Annotated in this window: 15 protein-coding genes and 1 CRISPR repeat array; of the genes, 12 read left to right on the top strand and 3 right to left on the bottom strand. The window is 39.8% G+C overall.

The features are described from left to right. Nucleotides 1-336: 336 nt before the first annotated feature. The 9 genes from WKU33_RS07645 to cas2 all read left to right on the top strand — a co-directional run bounded on the left by WKU33_RS07645 (nt 337) and on the right by cas2 (nt 10,358). Nucleotides 337-516, top strand: coding sequence for a type II toxin -antitoxin system TacA 1-like antitoxin (locus WKU33_RS07645; RefSeq protein WP_336252286.1), 180 nt, complete (start codon nt 337-339; stop codon nt 514-516). Next, nucleotides 500-1,042 (top strand): GNAT family N-acetyltransferase, encoded by a 543-nt coding sequence (locus WKU33_RS07640; protein WP_336252285.1) that lies wholly within the window; start codon nt 500-502, stop codon nt 1,040-1,042. The genes WKU33_RS07645 and WKU33_RS07640 overlap by 17 nt, the downstream gene beginning before the upstream one ends. Before the next feature lie 1,491 nt (nt 1,043-2,533). Continuing rightward, complete coding sequence (cas3, locus tag WKU33_RS07635) at nt 2,534-4,894, top strand: CRISPR-associated helicase Cas3' (protein ID WP_340453983.1); 2,361 nt, start codon at nt 2,534-2,536, stop codon at nt 4,892-4,894. Between the two features lie 13 nt (nt 4,895-4,907). Then, nucleotides 4,908-5,627 (top strand): type I-C CRISPR-associated protein Cas5c, encoded by a 720-nt coding sequence (gene cas5c / locus WKU33_RS07630; protein WP_156855174.1) that lies wholly within the window; start codon nt 4,908-4,910, stop codon nt 5,625-5,627. Between the two features lie 2 nt (nt 5,628-5,629). After that, nucleotides 5,630-7,528, top strand: a complete 1,899-nt coding sequence (cas8c, locus tag WKU33_RS07625; RefSeq protein WP_340453981.1) for a type I-C CRISPR-associated protein Cas8c/Csd1 — start codon at nt 5,630-5,632, stop codon at nt 7,526-7,528. Further along, nucleotides 7,509-8,384, top strand: coding sequence for a type I-C CRISPR-associated protein Cas7/Csd2 (gene cas7c, locus WKU33_RS07620; RefSeq protein WP_340453979.1), 876 nt, complete (start codon nt 7,509-7,511; stop codon nt 8,382-8,384). The genes cas8c and cas7c overlap by 20 nt, the downstream gene beginning before the upstream one ends. After that, nucleotides 8,371-9,030 carry a CRISPR-associated protein Cas4 gene (cas4, locus tag WKU33_RS07615; RefSeq protein WP_340454014.1) on the top strand — a complete coding sequence of 220 codons (660 nt, stop codon included), beginning with the start codon at nt 8,371-8,373 and terminating at the stop codon, nt 9,028-9,030. The genes cas7c and cas4 overlap by 14 nt, the downstream gene beginning before the upstream one ends. Next, nucleotides 9,027-10,058: a type I-C CRISPR-associated endonuclease Cas1c gene (cas1c, locus tag WKU33_RS07610; protein WP_340453977.1), complete on the top strand. Its 1,032-nt coding sequence runs from the start codon at nt 9,027-9,029 to the stop codon at nt 10,056-10,058. The genes cas4 and cas1c overlap by 4 nt, the downstream gene beginning before the upstream one ends. A 9-nt stretch (nt 10,059-10,067) precedes the next feature. Continuing rightward, nucleotides 10,068-10,358 carry a CRISPR-associated endonuclease Cas2 gene (cas2, locus tag WKU33_RS07605; RefSeq protein WP_156855253.1) on the top strand — a complete coding sequence of 97 codons (291 nt, stop codon included), beginning with the start codon at nt 10,068-10,070 and terminating at the stop codon, nt 10,356-10,358. 157 nt (nt 10,359-10,515) lie between these two features. Next, nucleotides 10,516-13,241: a CRISPR direct-repeat array (repeat unit 33 nt; unit sequence GTCGCTCCCTGTATGGGGAGCGTGGATTGAAAT). Nucleotides 13,242-13,247: 6 nt separating this feature from the next. On the opposite strand, the gene WKU33_RS07600 is transcribed toward cas2, so the two are convergent. Both WKU33_RS07600 and bla read right to left on the bottom strand, forming a co-directional pair. Then, on the bottom strand, nt 13,248-15,326 hold the full coding sequence (locus WKU33_RS07600; RefSeq protein WP_340453974.1) for a methyl-accepting chemotaxis protein: 2,079 nt from the start codon (nt 15,324-15,326) through the stop codon (nt 13,248-13,250). Between the two features lie 542 nt (nt 15,327-15,868). Next, nucleotides 15,869-16,738 (bottom strand): class A beta-lactamase, encoded by an 870-nt coding sequence (gene bla, locus WKU33_RS07595; RefSeq protein WP_340454012.1) that lies wholly within the window; start codon nt 16,736-16,738, stop codon nt 15,869-15,871. 395 nt (nt 16,739-17,133) lie between these two features. On the opposite strand from bla, the gene WKU33_RS07590 reads away from it, so the two are divergent. The 3 genes from WKU33_RS07590 (at nt 17,134) to WKU33_RS07580 (ending at nt 19,905) form a co-directional block, all read left to right on the top strand. Further along, nucleotides 17,134-18,924 carry a BlaR1 family beta-lactam sensor/signal transducer gene (locus WKU33_RS07590; protein WP_188857704.1) on the top strand — a complete coding sequence of 597 codons (1,791 nt, stop codon included), beginning with the start codon at nt 17,134-17,136 and terminating at the stop codon, nt 18,922-18,924. Between the two features lie 54 nt (nt 18,925-18,978). Further along, complete coding sequence (blaI, locus tag WKU33_RS07585) at nt 18,979-19,359, top strand: penicillinase repressor BlaI (protein ID WP_156855162.1); 381 nt, start codon at nt 18,979-18,981, stop codon at nt 19,357-19,359. Nucleotides 19,360-19,506: 147 nt separating this feature from the next. Further along, entirely contained in the window at nt 19,507-19,905 is a 399-nt protein-coding gene (locus WKU33_RS07580; RefSeq protein ID WP_188857707.1) for a hypothetical protein, read from the top strand. A gap of 252 nt (nt 19,906-20,157) precedes the next feature. Here the strand turns inward: WKU33_RS07580 and WKU33_RS07575 are convergent, their stop codons facing one another. Beyond that, nucleotides 20,158-21,366, bottom strand: a complete 1,209-nt coding sequence (locus tag WKU33_RS07575) for an iron-containing alcohol dehydrogenase (RefSeq protein ID WP_188857709.1) — start codon at nt 21,364-21,366, stop codon at nt 20,158-20,160. Nucleotides 21,367-21,370: the final 4 nt, after the last annotated feature.

Raw genomic sequence — 21,370 nt, 5'->3', positions numbered from 1 at the left:
GGGAATAAAAACTTAATGTTTGGTTCGCTGCACCTTTCATGAAATGATACTGGCATTGCAGGATATGTAATAAAACATGCTAATAGAAAAATGAAAAAGAAGCTAGGTACTTCAGCCGAGCTTCTTTTTACTTTAGTATATCTTGTTATGGAAAGGAGAGCATTATATAAACTTTCCCAGATGGATTGGATTTACTTCTGAATGCTCGCTTAACTCATCTACTTGTTTAATATTGTCAAGTCATATGGTATACTTAAAGTACTTAAAGGTGAGACTGCACATATACTAGCTAAAAAGGACGTGACGTATGTGTGCGTAAACAAGGAGGAAAAAGACATGGGGACAACGACAGAACGTATGCAAGTTAAATCCACTGAGATTGAATTTAAATCTGAGAAAGAGTATGATGATTTTGTTAAATTAATAAATAATCCTCCAGAGCCTAATCAACGTGTAAAGAGACTTATTAAACAATATCAAAGCCAAAGAGAGAAGAAGGATGACAGTAATAAATAATCCATTAAAAGAAGAATGGATAAATAAAAATCACTATTCTGCGATAAATGGTTTTAGTTGTATTGATGAAAAAGGTGATAATCAGGTACAATTGTTCTTACAAGAGGAAGCATTAGACTTGCTAGAACGAAATTTAGTCAGAACACGATTATTTTTCGATGAATATAGGAATTTGATTGGTTTTTATTCATTATTTAACAATACAATAAAAGCCAATAAAGGGAAGAGAGAAGAGCTTAGCATATATCTTCCTTATGAAGTCAAAGAAATACCAGCAATTAGGCTTCATTATATTGGAGTAGATAATAAGTATAGACGTCAAGGGCATGGAGATAACCTCATGACATCGGTGTTAGTTAACTGTGCTAAAATTGCTCAATTATCAGGCTGTTCGCTTATTACTGTAGAGTCAACTAAAAATGCAATAGGATTTTATGAAAAATATGGCTTTGTCCATATTAGAACAGAGGGAAACTTTAACTTAATGGGGATAAACACAAAAGGAATATTAGATCTAGTGAAATAGCAGATTGGTAACTACTTAACTCAAATTATGGTAGATGCCTGTTACTAATTTAAGAGCATTATGAAAAAAGCTAAACGTTATATTACGGTATTTTTAAATTCATTCATCAGTTAAAAAGAACAGTGAATCGTTTAACATACGCGTGATTTCCAAAAAATATTTTGTGTGGCGGAGATGAAAATTTTAAGATGTTTATAGAAAATCCAATGCAATTATTAACTAATATTAGCTAGAATTGACTAAGGGTAAACCGACGCCGATTCTAGCTAATTTTTATTGAAGTTTTTTGTTTATTTTAGTTAGTAAATGGGAAGGAACAAGCGTTTTAGAAAATACTATACTCAATTATATGAATATCTTTAGATTTCGATGGTATGAATAATACCTTTAAATTAGAGTGTTTTGAGCTAAAAGGTTGAGCTATCCGGGGTCGGACTATGAAGGCGATGATATGACTTGGTGCAAGTGCGCACCATCCTTTACGATTTCGCACACTAACCAAGCAAAGCGTACCAGCCCCAGATGACCTCGCATTACAATAATATTTCACGTTCTAATCTTGAAGGCTTCTTATATTTTATTAGAAGAACCCTAGAATAGCCTGATCTCCGAAATTGTGTAAAAGTTTTTTATATGGAGCCGTTCAATAAGTAAATACAGGGAGTGACTGCTTAAAGACCAAAACAAGCGGTCATTATGCGATTTCAATCCGCACTCCCAATACAGGGAGTGACGAAGACTTACCATATCTTGCAAAGCCCTTTACAATTTCAATCCACACTCCCAATACAGGGAGTGACTTTCTGCTGCAACATGGTCAATTTCATTCATTTTATTTCAATCCACACTCCCAATACAGGGAGTGACAGCGGGATATTGATAAAAATATTTCTATCTTACTATATGTAGCATCGTATCACTTTCACTATCTATAAAACAAGGTATTAATCGGAAAGTATCCGTCTTAATATTGGATTTTATGTGCGAATCTACCGGGGAATTCAAGTGCGCTTCAGGTACGGGCATTTTGTTCATAGTTTTCAATTAAATTATTTTCATATCATAGTTATAATAGATGTATAGTCTAAGTGCAGCCCATTCAAATCCAAAAATAAGAAGATTTAAAAGCATGAACTTCAAAAATATCAGATGTTAATGCGTCAATAAGGGTAGTAACTAAATATTAGAGAACTTAATCTGTTAGCCTTTACTAAAGATGTATTCAATCTAGTGAAGGCTTATTCCTGCTTCAAGCCAACAAAAATATGACAAATTCTGAGTCCTTCCAGGCATGAAAAAGGTGTAAAACCAAATATTGGTAGAAATTACTCGGGACTTAAGGTATACTTGAATGTAATGTAGATTTTAGTTCTTTATATCTGGGAATCTAGCAAATTATTTAGAATAACCTCCAAGGTATACAAATCTCTGCAAGCGCTTTATTTCATAATAAAGATATGGAAAATTAATAAATTTAGAGGAGGGTGTCCTTTGTTTATAGCTCATATTCGCAAAAGTGATCATAAAATCCAAACGGTTCAAGACCATCTTGAAGGGGTTGCCTGGCTAGCGCGAATATATGGTAAATCGGTAGCGCTAGCTGCTCACACAGAATTATCTGGTTTACTCCACGATATGGGTAAATACACGGAAGCTTTTACGACCTACATAAGAAACGCGGTGCTTTATGATGATGTGGCGAGCACTAAGATTGATCACTCCACCGCAGGAGCAAAATATTTATATGAAAATTATTATGGGAAGGATCCCTTGCAAAATCTCGTAGTAGAAACGGTAGGGATGGCTATTTTATCTCACCACTCCGGCCTGCAGAATTTTATCCAGCCCGATACGAGTCAATCGGATTATATCCGCCGTGTGACAAATGTTGATTTACCACACTATCAAGAGGTAGTAGCCAACTTTGAGGCTGTTTCTGGAAACGTGGAAAAGGTAACTCAATTGATCGAAGAAGCTAAAAAAGAAGTCGAGGAATTTATGGAGCGGATTAAGCACCTAAATGGAAAAGAACGAACCATTCATTTAAATTATATGCAAAAACTCGTGTTTAGTTGCTTGATCGATGCGGACCGTACTGATACTCGCTGTTTTGAAGAGGATACGGAAGTAACGCTCTCAGATCATTCGGCTGTTTTTGAAGAAGGATATAAAAACCTGATGAATCAAGTGAACGAATGGGGAGAGGCGGTTCAACCCATTTATAAACTGCGGAACGAGATGTCCGAGAGTTGTGATAGAAAAGCGGATGAAGCCTCATCTATCATGACTTTATCCATCCCGACCGGGGGCGGGAAAACCTTTGCAAGCCTCCGTTACGCCTTAAAACATGCGATGCAGTACAAAAAAGAACGGATTATTTATGTAGTTCCTTACACAACCATTCTGGAACAAAATGCTACGGCCGTCCGCGATATTATCAAACAGCCAGAAGCTGTCCTTGAACATCATGCGAATGTCATTGATGACAGCGGTTTGGATGATGAACCGGACTATTATCAGGAGGCATATCATAAACAGTTGCAGCTCGGGCGTGATAATTGGGACTATCCGATTATCTTTACGACAATGGTGCAGTTTCTGGATGCCTTTTTCCAAAAAGGAACGAGAAAAAGCCGGCGTCTCCATCATCTCACGAATAGCGTAATTATCGTGGATGAAGTACAGTCTGTTCCTTACAAACATTTCCATCTGTTTAATACAGCAATGAATTTTCTCCAAATGGTCGGAAATAGCAGCATCTTGCTTTGTACAGCAACACAGCCGGAAGTAGCTGAAATGAAGTATAAAATACACCTGGGGAAAAATGCGGAAATTGTACCAGACCTTGTGAAGACTGTCGACGCGTTTAAAAGAGTATCAATCATCAATAAAGTGGACAAGGGCGGTTGGAATCTCGAAAAAATAGCATCATTCACAGAAGAAGTCATGTCAGAAAACCAATCACTTTTGATCATTTTAAATACAAAGTCAGAAGTCCGGAGGCTTTATAAGCTGCTGGAAGAATTGAATATAGCGGAAGTTTATCATCTCAGCACCTCAATGTGCCCGGCGCACCGAATGGAGAAGCTGGATAAGATACGGGACAAATTGGGTAAAGAACGAATCATATGTGTCAGTACACAATTGATTGAAGCTGGTGTCGATATTAGCTTTGAATCCGTGATCCGCTCTCAGGCGGGACTCGATTCGATTGCTCAAGCGGCTGGTCGCTGCAACCGAAATGGGGAGCGAGAAGAAGGGAAAGTTTATATCATCCGCTCCGCAGAAGAAAATCTTTCAAGACTGCCCGAAATCCGAATCGGCGGAGAAGTGCTGGCAAATTATATCTTGAATAATGAAGACTTTGACGGCAATTATTTAAGTCCTTTGGCAATCCAGACTTATTTCAGACATTTCGATGCCCAGGCTGGACGTGTGATAAAAGTAGTGCCACCACCGTTGGATTGCCCTCTTATTAGTCACCTGAACGGGAGACATCCTAACGCGGGAAAAGCAAGCACCATCTCTAAAGGGATGTTTAAGACAGTAGAAAAGCATTTTGAAGCAATTGAATCGCCTACAACATCTGTGATCGTTCCTTACGCGAGAGGCGAAGATATTATTGCTTCACTCAACCAAGACCTCGACATCAAAGAATTCAGCAACATTATGAAACAGGCACAGCAATATTCCGTAAATCTCTTTGACTATGAAATACAGAAACTCAGTCAAAATAACTTGCTCGTACCCCTTTACGACAATTCGATTTATTGTCTCACGGAGCGGGCGTATGATGAAGATTTCGGCGTCACGATAGATGGAGAAGGTTCGATGATGGATTATAACTTTTAAGGAGGTGATACCAATGAGGAACCAGATTGAATTTGTTGTTCATGGCAAATATGCCTTGTTCACCGATCCCGTGACTCGGATTGGCGGGGAGAAATTTACATACCAAATCCCCACATACCAAGCTTTAAAGGGAATCGTAGAATCGGTGTACTGGAAGCCAACGCTGACTTGGTATATCGATGAGGTACGTGTCATGAACCCAATCCAGACAGAGGTTAAGGGAGTTCGTCCGATCAAATATCAAAGCAATTCCAATGATTTAATGTACTACACCTACTTACGTGAGCCTGTCTACCAAGTACGGGCCCATTTTGAATTCAATGAAAACAGACCCGATCTTGCTTATGACAGAAACGAGCACAAACATCACAACATCGCAAAGCGAGCGGTGAAAAAAGGCGGTCGGCGTGATGTATTTCTCGGAACACGTGAATGTCAGGGGTATGTAGAAGATTGCGCGTTTGGTGAAGGCGAAAGTTTTTATGATGATTATGGTGAAGTAAGTTTTGGTCCGATGTTCCACGGGTTTACTTATCCGGATGAGGGAGATCAGGAAACGCTCCAGGCACGAATTTGGGTACCTACGATGAAAAACGGAATTATCCGATTCAAGCGCCCGGAGGAATGTGAAATCATCCGGGACGTCCGGAAAGGCTCCATGAAACAATTTACCAAAGGAGAAAACTTCACCGATGTGGATCAAGAATACGAAGAGATGTTTAAGGAGGTGTGAAAATGAGCTGGATGCAGCAGTTAAGCAAAGTGTATGAAAATAATATGGACCATGTTGGAGAGTTTGAGGAAAGGCAGAATCAGCGGATAACGTTGCTCCCTGTTTCTCACGTTATGCAGAGTGCACAAATTGAAATTTTGATTAATAGAGATGGAGAATTTGTGAGTGCGAAAGTTATTGAGAAAGAGAATGCGCGGACGATTGTGCCTGCTACCTCCGCATCAGCAAACCGCAGTAATTCGAGTGCGCCCCACTATATCCATGACAAATTGTTTTACGTTGCCGGCGACTACGTAGCTTATACCGGGGAGAAAAAGCGTGAAAAACATCATCAGGATTACCTAGGGCAAATGAAAGAATGGGCTGAATTTCCAAACGCACCAAAAAAAGTGAAAGCAATCTATCAATATGTCAAAAAAGGAAATGTGATAGAGGACCTAATTAATGAAAAAGTAATCCCGGTAGACAGCAACAATGAAGTAATCACCAAGTGGACTTCATCCGAGGAAAAGCCATTGATTTATAAAGTGGTACCTGGTGACATTCTATCTGCATTTGTTCGATTTGATGTGCTTCACGAAAGAGCAGATGATCCTTTTATCTGGGAAGATAAACAATTATTTGATGACTATATCGAATACCAGGAAACAATTGCAGAGATGGAAAAAGGCTACTGCTATGTTACGGGAAAGGAAACGATACTGACCACACAGCATGGCTCGCGGATTCGAAACGCCGGTGACATGTCGAAGTTGATTTCTGCCAATGACAACAGCGGTTACACATACCGCGGAAGATTCGCAAAACCAACCGAAGCAGTACAAATCGGCTACGATGTCTCTCAAAAAGCACATCATGCACTGCGTTGGCTCCTACAACGACAGGGGACTTATGTGGATTCCCGTTACTTTGTTTCATTTGGTGTAGAGGAAGTAGAGGTGGCTGATCCGCTTGAAGGAACAGCAAATCATTTATTCGATTTCTTCTCTGCGGAAATGGATGAAGATACTAAAACGCACATTTATACAGAAGAAATTGTAGCGAAGGAATTAAATAAGGCGCTGCAAGGAAAAAGGCATGAGCTGAAAAAAGATATGTTGGAAAATATTATCGTTATGTCCGTGGATGCTGCAACGCCAGGCAGGCTTGCTATTGTGTACTATCAGGAACAAAATGCGGATTTATATTATGAAGCACTAGCCCATTGGCATCGTACATGTTACTGGCTTATGAGTTTTAAAAATGAAAATAAATGGATTTCATATCATGGTGCTCCTTCCACCTATCAGATTGTAGAAGCTGTCTATGGGAGGAATGGAGATCCAAGGATGAAGAAAGAGTTATATACAAGGTTGCTCCCGAGTATTACAGAAAAGAAGGCAATCCCGAAAGATATCGTTCAGACGTTGTTTAATAGGGTAAAAAATCCATTTAGCTTTGAGGGATTGGGACAGTGGAATTCTGTTATAAACATTGCATGCGCACTGATTAATAAGCAATACGAAAAGGAGGGATTTACCGTGGCGTTACAGGGAGAGAACTCATCAAGAGATTATTTGTTTGGAAGATTGCTGGGTATTGCGGAAGTAATGGAGCAAAGACAACTGAAAGAAAGAGATGAAGGTAGAGCAACGAATGCCACCAGATATTTTAATGCGTTTTCTCAGCATCCTGCCCGTACCTGGATGGTCATCCGAAAGCAGCTCAATCCATATTTTCAGCGTTCCGGAGGACAAACAGGATATTATGCAATGCTCATTCAGCAGATAGAAGATAAGCTGGCAGTGGAGAATATGACCGACGCCCCGCTCAGCCCAGTTTTCCTATTGGGGTACAGCAGTCAAATCCAACATTTATATACAAAAAAGGAGGAAAATGAAAATGACAGCGTTGCAGAATAAAATTGACTTTGCAGTAGTATTTACAGTCGATAAAGCAAATCCAAACGGGGACCCGTTAAATGGTAATCGTCCACGTCAGGATTTTTTAGGATATGGAGAGGTATCTGATGTGGCAATTAAGCGGAAGTTACGTAACAGATTACAGGATGATGGGGAGGAAATTCTTGTTCAGTCGGATGAAAGGCGATCTGATGCATTCCGTAGTATCAAAGACAGGGTAGATTCAGTGGAAGAATTGAAAAAATTACTGACCAAGTCGAAAGCAACAGGAGCAGACGAAGAATCAGCTGAAATGATAGCAAGCAACACCTGGTATGATGTGCGTGCTTTTGGACAAGTGTTTGCATTTAAAGGGACAAAAATGTCTATCGGCATCCGCGGTCCGGTATCTATTCATACTGCAACAAGTGTGGAGCCGGTAGATATATCTAGTATGCAGATTACAAAGAGTGTTAACTCGATCACAAATACAAAAGATCCGGGTCAAAAAACATCCGACACGATGGGGATGAAACATCGAGTAGATTTTGGTGTATATGTATTTTACGGAAGCATTAATCCGCAGCTCGCTGAACGTACTGGATTTACTTGTGAAGATGCACAAAAACTGAAAGAAGCGTTAAAAACATTGTTCGCAAACGATGCATCTTCCGCACGACCAGACGGTAGTATGGAGGTAAATAAAGTATTCTGGTGGGAGCATGATTCGAAATTAGGAAATTATTCTTCTGCTAAAGTTCATCGGACCGTACACGTGAAAAAGGTAGAAGACAATCTTCCTCATTCTATTGAAAATTACAAGATTACAGTAGATGAGCTGGAAGGACTGCCAGTTGAAGAACATGACGGGCTATAATGAACAAGATTATCTGATGCTTTCAGGGATCCAGCATTTTGTATTCTGCAAGCGGCAGTGGGCGCTTATTCATGTGGAGCAGGAGTGGGCTGAGAATGTATTGACGGTAGAAGGAAATGCCCTCCATGAGAAGGCTGACGACCCTTTCATACGCGAAAAAAGGGGAGATACCATTTTTGTCCGCGCGCTGCCTGTTCATTCAAGCTCGCTTGGCATCAGTGGCATCTGCGATATGGTGGAATTTACAAGAGATGAAGACGGTATTCCTTTAGACAAAGAGGAAGGGCTGTATTCTGTAAAACCAATAGAATATAAAAAGGGCAAACCCAAAAAGCATGATGCCGATATTTTGCAGCTAGCTGCTCAGTCCCTGTGTCTCGAGGAAATGCTCGGAACAGTGATTGAGGAGGCTGCACTCTACTACCATGAAATCAAACGAAGGGAACCAGTCCCTATCACAAATAATCTCAGGAATAGAGCAAAAGAAATGTTAAAAGAAATGCATCATTACTATGGTAGAAAGCACACTCCAAGGGTAAAAACTGGAAAACATTGCTTAAGATGCTCATTACGGGATATCTGTTTGCCGGAAATGCTGGAAAAAGAAAAAGTATCTGCGTACATGAATAGGGTGTTGGCGGAATGAAAAAATTACTTAATACTGTTTACGTTTCTCAGCCCGATATCTATTTGGCTCTTAAAGGAAAAAATCTAAACCTTATAAAAGAAGATGAATCAATTGCACGTGTCCCGCTTCATAATATCCAGGCGATTTGTACCTTTGGACATCAAGGAGCAAGCCCAGCACTAATGGCTGAATGCATGGAACAAAATATTAGTCTCACCTTTTTCACAAGCGCGGGCAGATTTCGCGGGCGGCTAACGGGAGAGTCGAATGGCAACGTTTTGTTGCGGAAAAAACAATATAGAATTTCCGACTCAGAAGATGAAAGCTTACGGGTAGCTAGACATATGATCGTTGGGAAAATCTTTAACAGTGAGCAACTGTTAAATCGTACGTGGAGAGACCATGTACTGCGCGTGAATTCAGAGCGGATTAAACATGCAATCAGTAGTCTTGCAAAAGCCCGACAGCACATACTTACATGCATCAATTTAGAAGATTTAAGAGGAATTGAAGGAAACGCCGCAAGTGTTTATTACAGTGTTTTTGACGAATGCATTCTGCAGAATAAAGAAGATTTCACATTCTCGCATCGTAACCGGAGACCGCCATTAGACCGAATAAACGCGTTACTGTCTTTTTCGTATTCTTTACTGGCATCGGAAACAGTGGCTGCTCTAGAAGGGGTCGGACTTGATTCGTATGTAGGTTTTTTGCATCGTGACCGGCCAGGAAGAACTTCTCTTGCTTTAGATGTCATGGAAGAGTTGCGACCATTGATTGCAGACCGATTTGTTTTAAAGATAGTTAATAGAAAACAGATTCATGCAAAGGATTTTGTTATTAAAGAAAATGGTGCTGTCATCCTTAAAGATGATGCGAGAAGGAAATTTCTGCAGCTATGGCAGGAAAATAAGGAGTCTGAAATTACTCACCCGTATTTAAAAGAAAAAATCTCCTGGGGATTAATCCCGCATGTGCAAGCATTATTATTAGCCAGATTTTTAAGGGGAGACCTTGATGCATATCCTCCAATTTTACTTAGGTAGGTGAAGAAAGTGTTAATACTAGTAACCTATGATGTCCAGACGGTGTCTGCGAGTGGCCAAAAGAGATTGAGAAAAGTAGCTAAGAAGTGTGAGGAATACGGGGTCCGAGTGCAGAATTCTGTATTTGAGTGTGTGGTGGACAGTACGCAATTACGCCAGTTGGAACTAAGCTTAGAATCAATCATCGATCCATCTGTTGATAGTCTTCGGTTCTATCGCTTAGGGAACAATTATGAAAATAAGGTGAAGCATATAGGTGCTAAACCGTCGCTTGAAGTAGAAAAGCCACTGATTTTTTAATGCGCGAACCCGAAGTGACCATGATTTTCCAGGGAGGTTCGCGCAGAATATGCATGTTTACTTAAGGAAATAGAAGGAATTTTGATTGAATTAGTGAAAAGTAATGGATAGACTACTATATGTAGAGGCGAAATGTTGGATTTGTCAATATCTCGCAGTCGCTCCCTGTATGGGGAGCGTGGATTGAAATTAAATATTTTTACAGGGATAAAAGTAAGAAAGACGGTCGCTCCCTGTATGGGGAGCGTGGATTGAAATTATATCGTCATAAGAGTAGTACCCCCAAGCTATCTGTCGCTCCCTGTATGGGGAGCGTGGATTGAAATTTCCAAATCATCCACACGATTGATAAGCCACCCCAGTCGCTCCCTGTATGGGGAGCGTGGATTGAAATCAGCCCACCGTATACCTCCAGCAGGGACGGGGCTTGTCGCTCCCTGTATGGGGAGCGTGGATTGAAATCTCAAGCTTCAGCACCCATCTGCTGGCTTTATCCGTCGCTCCCTGTATGGGGAGCGTGGATTGAAATTATCAGTCTTAAAGGTTTAAGACTGATAGAGGTACTGTCGCTCCCTGTATGGGGAGCGTGGATTGAAATGTTCATAGTGCAAGATATTTAAAAATAACTTATCGTCGCTCCCTGTATGGGGAGCGTGGATTGAAATTTGCCCTAATCCACCAAGCGATAAAAGAAAAAGTGTCGCTCCCTGTATGGGGAGCGTGGATTGAAATTAAGGAGGTTGTCATGAAGTCTTTAAAGAACATCGTCGCTCCCTGTATGGGGAGCGTGGATTGAAATTATCCCGAAAACTATGGGAACAGGCGCAGTCAAAAGTCGCTCCCTGTATGGGGAGCGTGGATTGAAATACTAGTGTTAAAGGGTCTCCGTGCGCCTTAAATCGTCGCTCCCTGTATGGGGAGCGTGGATTGAAATCTCCCCTGCAATCACCCTAAATGTGATTATGACCGGTCGCTCCCTGTATGGGGAGCGTGGATTGAAATGCCAATGTATTCATCATTTACATAAGCGACATATCGTCGCTCCCTGTATGGGGAGCGTGGATTGAAATTCTATGGTGTTTAGAGCAAAGGGTTAGGGCATTTGTGTCGCTCCCTGTATGGGGAGCGTGGATTGAAATTGCCATGAAATAGGTATGAAGCAATCGGCAGTAACGTCGCTCCCTGTATGGGGAGCGTGGATTGAAATCCTCTTTTAGTCCTTATATTATTATCGTTTAGATGTCGCTCCCTGTATGGGGAGCGTGGATTGAAATTTACCGCAATGTTTACAAACACTTGTTACAAAACGTCGCTCCCTGTATGGGGAGCGTGGATTGAAATAGTCAGCCAAACTACTCGTTTTTGTTCACCGACAGTCGCTCCCTGTATGGGGAGCGTGGATTGAAATTTTTTGAATGTTGACAGTGATTTCTTTACTCATCCGTCGCTCCCTGTATGGGGAGCGTGGATTGAAATTGTGCGTGTCCTAACGCTATATCTTTATCAAAAGTCGCTCCCTGTATGGGGAGCGTGGATTGAAATTCTATCATTAAGAAACGAAACCGGAATGTTAAACAGTCGCTCCCTGTATGGGGAGCGTGGATTGAAATATATTTAGCCAAGAACCAATTAAAACTTCTGAATTGTCGCTCCCTGTATGGGGAGCGTGGATTGAAATTATAAGCCTTTTGGTCATACTACGCTTTTCATCGTCGCTCCCTGTATGGGGAGCGTGGATTGAAATATATTTAGCCAAGAACCAATTAAAACTTCTGAATTGTCGCTCCCTGTATGGGGAGCGTGGATTGAAATCAGTTGTCTATCACATCCAAAAAATGCATGATTTCGGTCGCTCCCTGTATGGGGAGCGTGGATTGAAATTATATTTAGGCAATCCTCTCTCTACCGTGATAAAGTCGCTCCCTGTATGGGGAGCGTGGATTGAAATTTTCTGCGGGGGTGGGGGTCATATGAAAATCAACGTCGCTCCCTGTATGGGGAGCGTGGATTGAAATACTTTTATCTGCCGGTTCAGGTAGTGAGTTTACGGTCGCTCCCTGTATGGGGAGCGTGGATTGAAATAAAAAAATTGAATCTGAATGGTACAATTACCACAAGTCGCTCCCTGTATGGGGAGCGTGGATTGAAATCATCGTCATCCCTCCATATCTTTAAATCGCTCAAGTCGCTCCCTGTATGGGGAGCGTGGATTGAAATAAACATGGCACGAGCAGAGATTAAAAGCAGGCCCGTCGCTCCCTGTATGGGGAGCGTGGATTGAAATTCGAAGATAATCACAATCATATGTCAAACAAAGGTCGCTCCCTGTATGGGGAGCGTGGATTGAAATTCTATATTTCTACCGTCGCTAGTGTGATAGATCGTCGCTCCCTGTATGGGGAGCGTGGATTGAAATTTTAAAACTTCTCCACAGTACCAGCAATGACCGGTCGCTCCCTGTATGGGGAGCGTGGATTGAAATCAGACAATTATAAGGAATTAGTCAGGATTAAGTAGTCGCTCCCTGTATGGGGAGCGTGGATTGAAATCGGACAGATGGTACAAAAATTGGTGGAACAATCGGTCGCTCCCTGTATGGGGAGCGTGGATTGAAATCACACCTCATGGTCCTATGGGCGCTTGTAAGCCGTCGCTCCCTGTATGGGGAGCGTGGATTGAAATTAATGCAAGGACATTTTAGGGAGGTGAATCAAAGTCGCTCCCTGTATGGGGAGCGTGGATTGAAATAATCCGTCTCCTAAGCTTTTGATTTTGCCGTCTAGTCGCTCCCTGTATGGGGAGCGTGGATTGAAATACTTCATGGTCGGAATTCGCCGCTGCATAGATGATGTCGCTCCCTGTATGGGGAGCGTGGATTGAAATAAATGTCTATAATTTAAATTCATTTACTAACCGGTTTAATTCTTCTGCTAACTTTGCAAGCTCATCCGAACTAGCGGTAACCTCTTCCATCGCAGAGCTTGTTTGCTGGGTTGATGCAGAAGTTTGCTCTACACCTGCTGCTGATTCTTCTGAGATAGCTGCAATTTCTTGGATGGATGTATTCATCGCTTGGTTATTTGCTGCGATGTCCATAAGGTTTTCAGATGCAACGTTAATTTTATTTCCCATATCCACAACTGCTGTACGAATCTTCTCGAATGTTTCACCAGTCGTTTTTATTTGCTCCGTGCCTTGCACTACGTCTGTATATCCTTCTTTCAAGGAGGTGACGACCATACTAGATTCATTTTGAATGCTATTTACAATATCTGTAATGTTTGTTACAGAGTTAGAAGATTGTTCAGCAAGCTTTCTCACTTCATCGGCAACAACAGCGAATCCTTTTCCTTGTTCACCGGCTCGGGCAGCCTCGATAGCTGCGTTTAGTGCTAGTAAATTTGTTTGATCAGCAATATCTTGAATAACTGAAACCAACTCTGAAATCTCTTGCGCGTGCGTGTCTAATCCCTCTACTTTTCTAACCGCATGATGGACAATTTTGTCAATAACAGCCATTTGCTCAGTAGAGGATTTCATTAACTCGGCTCCTTCGTCGGTCATTTGTAAAACCTCATCTGAAGATTGTTGGATGTGTTCACTATTTTCACTTGTCTCTTGCACTTTTGTAGTAAATACATTCATCTTGGAAGAAAGCTCACTTGCATTATTTGCTTGAGATTCGGAACCTGCTGCGATTTCTTGCATGGTTGATGCTACTTGTTCCGTCCCAGTCATTACTTCATTTGAAGATTGGGTTAGCTCTTCACTTTGGTTTGCTACGGTTTCAGACACGGTGTTAATCTGATGTAGTAGATTGCGCATATTTTTATTCATTTCATTTGTCGCAACACTTAGTTGTCCAATTTCATCCTCTAATTTCACTTCAATTGGTTCTTTGCTTAAATCCCCATTTGCAATTTCCTTCATTCTATCCATGACCATTTGAATTCGAGTCGTAATTCTTTTTGTGGTGAAAAACGATACGGTGATTGCTACAATCAGTGCTAGACTTAAGGTGATGGCAATTGGAATTAAAATAGTTCGCGCCTTTTCTCGGAACTCATCCACATAAACCGTACCACCAAGAATCCATCCTGTAGTTGGATTTTTTGTGAACGCCATGATCTTGTCTTTCCCCTCGAATTGATAGTCAACAATCCCCTGGTCCCCAACTTTTTCGATTGCTTGATAGAACTCACTCTGGGACCCATCTTCTCCAATATATTGTTCATCTGGATGTGTGATGTATTTGCCAGCACGATCTAACACTAATGCATAGCCAGAATCACCGATTTTTATGTCGTTAACCATTTCTAACAGTGTATCAACAGATACATCGAGGGCAAACACACCAACAAGTCCGCTCGTATCATAGTAAGCACGAGCTGCAGTGACTACCGTATAATCTGAGCCATCCGATTTATAAGGTTCTGTCCAGATTGTTTCTCCTTCTGCCTCTACAGCATCTTGATACCATGGTCGCTCGGTAGGATTGTAACTTGAATCTGAGTCATCATGAGGATCGATTATCTCTGCTGTTTCCTCAACACCAATATACTCTTCTGTTTCCTCAATACCAATATAAATACCGAAAATGGTATCATCCGAATCTTTCATTGCAGCTAAGTCTTCCAAAATCTGCTCTTTATTATCATTGTCATAGTTGGAAAGAAGTTCACTGGAAGTAAAGCGGTCTATTGTATTAATTATATTTTTAAAGAAGATTTCAAACGTATCATTCATCCCGGTCATCTGGTTTTCTACGTTTTTCGTAAGTTCCTCCGTTGTATTCCTTGCACTAGATTGATAGCTTACAAAAGCCACCGCTCCTACAGCTAAAATCAGTAGAATTAAAAAGGGAATGATAATTTGACGTTGTAAATTTTTCGTGAAAAAACCATTTCTCCTAGAGGCTTTATTTGTAACCCTCTTATCCTTCCCATTAGCTGTTTTATCATTTTTCATTTTTTCTATTTCCCCTTCCATTTGAATTATCTAAGTTTGGTTAATCTCTATCTTATGTTGATATAAATTTAAGCATTTCTACGACAAATGTAATAGAAAATACTACGAATTGTTATTTTTACTTCAACCAACCAGATCAGCGCTTTAACTTAAAAATAAAGATAGAGAAACAATGATTAAGAGTTAAAAGGATTGGTATATACTACCTATATCGGGCATTTGTATATTTAGTAAAGGGATCCCTTAAAAGAGTTAATAGTTGAATTATTGGGATAAAGGCGATGTTAGACTAAAATTAGACACACTAAATTGGGATTGTATAATAGCCAAGAAATAGATCGAAGTGTATTAAAGAACAAAGCGTAAGAGTTATGATAAGGAATTTAATTTATATGTTGAAAAACTTGCGGAAGAATCATAAAATAAACAAGTCCATTCCTTTGATTGAATGTACTTGTTTATTTTAAGTACTAGTATAGTAGAGTGGGGTCCGCATTTCTTTAGTTATCAGTTTTCAGTTATTTCGATAACTTATAAAAAGACTATTTAAGCGCATCTACTGTTATTTCGGTTGCTTGTTTTATCAAATCATCATTATATGATGCGTCTTCTGTATCACGGCTTGAAAGAATTGCAATGACAATAGGTTCTTGATCAGGTGGCCACACAATCCCAATATCATTTCGTGTTCCGTAACCACCTGCGCCGCTTTTATCGCCAACTGTCCATTCTTCAGGCACGCCGGCGCGGATTAATGTGTCCCCGGTAGTATTCGTTTGAAGCCACTCTAATAGCATATCTTGCTTGGGCTTATATAGTAAATGATCATCAAGCGCGAAAGCTTGCAAGCTTGTAGCAAGTGCCTTTGGAGTGCTTGTGTCACGAATGTCTCCTGGTTGAGCTTCATTTAAATTTGGTTCTGTCCGATTAGAATGTAAAACGGTATCTCCTATATCCCTCATTGCTTTCTCCAAACCATCCGGACCACCTAATTCATTAAATAATAAATTACCCGCAGTATTATCGCTGTAACGAATAGCTGCTTCGCTTAATTCCAATAAGGTCATTCCAGAATCTACATGTTTCTCTGTAATCGGGGAATAGGTGACCAAATCATCTTTCGTATAAGTAACCGTTTCGTTTAATTCTTCCATTGTGTTCTGTTGTAGAACCGCTCCAACTGCTAATGCTTTTACCGTAGAGGTAAAGGCGAATCGTTCATCAGCTTGATAATCAATTATTTTTCCAGAACCAGTGTCAATCGCATAAACACCAAGTTTAGCATCAAACTCTTTCTCTAATTGGGCGAAATGGTTGTCTATCGTCTGATTGGATTCTTCGTTACTTGAGTTAGATACGGACTCGCTCGAATCCTTTTCTTTTGTACATCCAATCAATCCAATGACTGCCATAAAGCAAATTGCTAGTATGAACTTTCTAGTATTGAATATCTTCTTCAAAATAAACCCTCCCTAAAAATTTAACTTGTAGACTACAAGCGTAATACAATATTACATTTGTAGTCTATGATTGTCAATTACTTTTTTTATATTTTTTGTATTGAACAAACCATGCTAGCATGTTATATTACAATTGTAATATTGAGATAGACATGGTAAGTAGACATGTTTCCCATATACTTGATAAAGTGAAACTTCATTCAGTGGGGGTTTCCTTACCTCCCCAACTGAATGTTAGTTGAACAGAATCAGGTTTTGGTTTTCCCTCTTGTTTAGAGGTGGGGGTATTACAGAGCGTTAATACGTGATAAATTTACTGGTAACCGACAGAATTGAGGTCGAAAGCTATGTTTTTTACTAATTTTGTAATCAGTTTACTCTTACCTACCTTTACAATTATAGTAATTTTGCTGATTAAAAAGATATTCCAGAAACAGCTATCAGCAAAATGGCATTATAATCTATGGTTTTTGTTATTATTTGCGTTGGCTATTCCATTTTTACCGGAAGAGCTCCTTCCTTTTGATGGTCATTTTATTGCTCTGGATTCCATTGAGAGTAACGAAAATCGTTACACTATTGATTCAGGAGAAGTGGAAGGAGAACGTGAAAATTGGATGAAGGATTTTTCAGTATCCGTCAATCGTTCAAGCCCTGATTTCTTAATCAATTTCTTTGTAAGTTTGTGGATGGCAGGAATGCTATTTATGGGCATCTTGACCATAAAATCCTGGTATAAGCTAAAAACTATCAAAAAAACAACACAGCTCATCCAAAATAAAGAATTGCTATTGCTATTTGAACAATGTAAGCAGCAATTAAAGCTAACTAAGCCTTTTACCTTTAATGTAAGCGTAAGAGAGTCGCCAGTAATAAAGTCTCCGCTGGCTTTTGGTTTATTTAAGCCCTATATCGTATTACCAACAAATTTAGATCAATGGCTTACTACGGAAGAGATCAAATATATTCTGCTGCACGAATTACATCATTTAAAAAACAAAGATGTCCTGACCAATTACTTTGTTATTATTTTCCAAATTCTATACTGGTATCATCCACTAGTTTGGTTTTCTTTAAGAGAAATGAGGTTGGATCGCGAGATTGCTTGTGACACTGCGGTGTTAAATTCAATGGGTGGGGATTGTGCTGTCGATTACGGAAATACCATCTTAAATTTTGCTGGGAAAACGTCAAAATTAAAAAACCTTGCTTTGGCAAACCACTTGAATGGTTCAAAGAAGCATATTAAGAAACGTATCATCAATATTGCCGGTTTCACACAAGAATCTAAGCTGCTGAAACTAAAAAGTATACTCATTTTTCTCATGGTTGGGATAATCTTATCTTGTCAATTACCATTTGTTTCCGCTATGGCAAGTGGCAATGATCAATACAAATTTAATCATGAGCGCGTGACTTACGAGGATCTTAGTACGTATTTCAAGGATGATGAAGGTAGTTTTGTATTATATGATGCACAGGCTGATAGTTATAGGATTTATAATAAAAATCAAAGTACATTAAGGGTTTCACCGAATTCAACTTACAAAATTTATAGTGCATTATTTGGTATGGAGGCAAATACGATAACAAGTGAAAACTCCACTATCAAATGGGATGGTGAGAATTATCCTTTTGATTCCTGGAATAGAGATCATAATTTATATACAGCAATGGCGAATTCGGTAAACTGGTATTTTCAGGAATTAGATAAATCAATGTCACTTGATAAGATCCAAGAAAATTTAAAAGGAATTCATTATGGCAATTACGACGTTTCTGCTGGAAAAGAGCGTTATTGGATGGAGTCATCCTTAAAAATATCTCCAGTTGAACAGGTGCAATTGTTAAAAGCATTTTATTTCAATGAATTTGGCTTTGAAGAGAAGAATGTGCAAGCCGTTAAAGATTCGTTGCGAATTAAGGAATTAGACGATTTCCATTTATCTGGGAAAACCGGTACCGGTATGGTTAATGGTGAAAATATTAACGGCTGGTTTATTGGTTACGTAGAAAATGGAGCAAACATATACTTTTTTGCAACAAATATACAGAATGATACCGATGTGTCTGGAAGTAAAGCTGCAGATATTACATTATCTATTTTAAACGATAAAGGCATCTTTAAGGATGAATGAAATTGTGTCTAAGTGAAATGTTTTTCAGCAAATATAATCGGGAGGTCGGTAACAGTGTCTAAACATATACCTAATATATCCGAAGCGGAATGGGAAGTTATGAACGTTCTTTGGGAAAAAGCCCCGCAAACAGCGAATGAAGTAATTTCTTCTTTACAGGAAAAAACAGACTGGAAGCCTAAAACCGTACGCACACTTCTTGATCGCCTCGCACAAAAAGAAGTAGTTGGTATTAATAAAAATCAAAAGATCTATACCTTCTATCCCAAATACTCTCAGGAAGAATGTCAGCGTGCCGAGGCAAAATCCTTTATTAAACGGATTTATGGTGGAACGGTAAAATCCATGCTCGTTCAGTTTATGGAAGAGGAATCTTTGTCTGAAGAGGATATTAAAGAGTTACGTACGATTCTAAATAAAAATCAGAAAAAGTAATGTTTTAAGGTGGGAGGGCACAGGTACCCGTTCTTTTACCTTGCAACATTGAAACAATACAGAACCTTCCCTATGTTTATTATCATAGATTTATAGTAAACTAAAGCTATTCTTTTATTCATCCAAAGCAGTTTTAGGAGGCTTCCAGTGAAAGAAATAATTATTACATTGGCAGAAATAGTGAATGACATCCATGATCTATTGACCGATATGTTCGGTTTACATATGACAGATAAACAGCTTCATTTCTGGATAATTGGTATTATTGGAATGGTTACATTCTTCATGGTGCATTTCTTCTTTAAAATTATTGAAAAGATGAAATGGAGTACGACTATTCTTTCCTTTGTTTATACGTTTACGGTAATGGTTGTCCTTGTCTTTGCTATCGAACTGCAGCAAGCAATTACGAACAGGGGGAATATGGAATTTGCTGATGCAGTGATGGGGTTGTGGGGATTTATAGTATTCTTTCTGGTTTATGCTGTAATAGCAATACTCGTTTATTTCCTATTTAAGACATTTAAAAAGAAAAAACGGAGATAGTTTTTCGTATGAAATGATGCAAATTTAAGAACTCTATATTACTATTATATACAGCGTGATTGTTAGGTGTTTGTAGTTTCTCTTTTGTATTAGCGAATTTGTTCTGGTCATTTACTAAGGGTATATTCAGAGTACCTCCTCTATGACTGTACTGTTGACGTAATCGGATAACGAACCTGTCCCGCAGTCTAAATAAAAATAGCTCCGTTCATTATAATAATGACCGGAGCTGTTTTGCTGCCTGAAATAAAATTAGAGAGTTTTAGGAACCAAGTTAAAGCAACGTTTGTAAATCCACTTATAATCTTCTTCCGTCAAGTCGCGTGGGTTACCTACTGTTTGTGGATCTTTCATTGCTTCTTTTGCAAGCCTATCAATCATGTCAGGGGATACACCTTGTTCTTCTAAATTTGGAATATCCAAGTCTTCTGCAAGTTTATAAACTTCATTAACCGCTGCTTTTGCTGCTTCGTCTGTTGTCATATTGAATGTATTCACGCCGAGCGCTTGTGCGATTCGAGCAAATTTAGCTGGATGACCTTTCCAGTTATATTCCATGACAGGGCCCATCATCGTTGCAACACACTGACCATGTGCAACCGGGATAATACCACCGAGTGTTTGAGACATTGCGTGCGCTGCTCCTGCTGATTCACTTCCGTAAGATAAACCTGCAAGCATGGCAGCTTGAGCCATTCCGTATCTTGCTTCAATGTCACCGCCATCTGCGTAAGCACGACGAATGTATTTTCCAACATATTCGATAGCAAGGAGTGCGACTGCATCTGTAACCGGTTGTGCGTAGTGCATCGTGTAGCATTCGATTGCATGTGCAAGGGCGTCAATACCTGTCATTGCCGTCACGTGTGGAGGCATGGAAACATGTAACTCTGGATCTATAATCGTTAAGTGTGCTGCGATGAGTGGTCCGCCTGTGTTAAATTTGAATTCACGTTCCTCATCTGTAATCACTGCCCATTGTGTTACTTCTGAACCAGTTCCAGCGGTGGTAGGGATTGTTGTTAGTGCTGGAATTCGGTTCTCAAGCGGCTTTTTGCCTTCCGCTGCTTCATACTCTAAAACGGAAGCATTATGAGCTATTTCAACACCAATTGCTTTTGCTGTGTCCATGGAGCTTCCTCCTCCTACAGCAACAAGCCCATCACAGTTATCTTCTTTGTATTGTTTGCTTCCTTCTGCAATAAGACGTACCGGCGGGTTTGGTTCTACTTTATTAAATAAAGAAATCTCGATTCCAGCTTCTTTTAAATAGTTCTCAATTGGCTTTGTTACACCAGCTTCATAGATTCCCGGGTCGGTAACTAATAGTGCTTTTGTAACGCCAAGGTTTTTAACTTCTTCTCCAATATGCTTGATAGATCCAATCCCGTGTTTAATCGCTGTTGGTAGTTCGAATTGGTGAAAATTATACATTTGTTCAACTTTCATATTTAAACTCATTAAT

The organism is Oceanobacillus sp. HCA-5259, assembly GCF_037892815.1.
Lineage (GTDB): Bacteria > Bacillota > Bacilli > Bacillales > Amphibacillaceae > Oceanobacillus > Oceanobacillus indicireducens.
The sequence above is the reverse complement of the archived record's forward strand: the minus strand, read 5'-3'. Positions and strand labels throughout refer to the sequence as shown.

Excerpts from the sequence above, each read along its gene's own strand:
- WKU33_RS07645 (WP_336252286.1), top strand. The coding sequence starts at position 337 with ATGGGGACAACGACAGAACGTATGCAAGTTAAATCCACTGAGATTGAA.
- WKU33_RS07640 (WP_336252285.1), top strand. The coding sequence starts at position 500 with ATGACAGTAATAAATAATCCATTAAAAGAAGAATGGATAAATAAAAAT.
- cas5c (WP_156855174.1), top strand. The coding sequence starts at position 4,908 with ATGAGGAACCAGATTGAATTTGTTGTTCATGGCAAATATGCCTTGTTC.
- cas8c (WP_340453981.1), top strand. The coding sequence starts at position 5,630 with ATGAGCTGGATGCAGCAGTTAAGCAAAGTGTATGAAAATAATATGGAC.
- cas7c (WP_340453979.1), top strand. The coding sequence starts at position 7,509 with ATGACAGCGTTGCAGAATAAAATTGACTTTGCAGTAGTATTTACAGTC.
- cas4 (WP_340454014.1), top strand. The coding sequence starts at position 8,371 with ATGACGGGCTATAATGAACAAGATTATCTGATGCTTTCAGGGATCCAG.
- cas1c (WP_340453977.1), top strand. The coding sequence starts at position 9,027 with ATGAAAAAATTACTTAATACTGTTTACGTTTCTCAGCCCGATATCTAT.
- WKU33_RS07600 (WP_340453974.1), bottom strand. The coding sequence starts at position 15,326 with ATGAAAAATGATAAAACAGCTAATGGGAAGGATAAGAGGGTTACAAAT.
- bla (WP_340454012.1), bottom strand. The coding sequence starts at position 16,738 with ATGGCAGTCATTGGATTGATTGGATGTACAAAAGAAAAGGATTCGAGC.
- WKU33_RS07590 (WP_188857704.1), top strand. The coding sequence starts at position 17,134 with ATGTTTTTTACTAATTTTGTAATCAGTTTACTCTTACCTACCTTTACA.
- WKU33_RS07575 (WP_188857709.1), bottom strand. The coding sequence starts at position 21,366 with ATGAGTTTAAATATGAAAGTTGAACAAATGTATAATTTTCACCAATTC.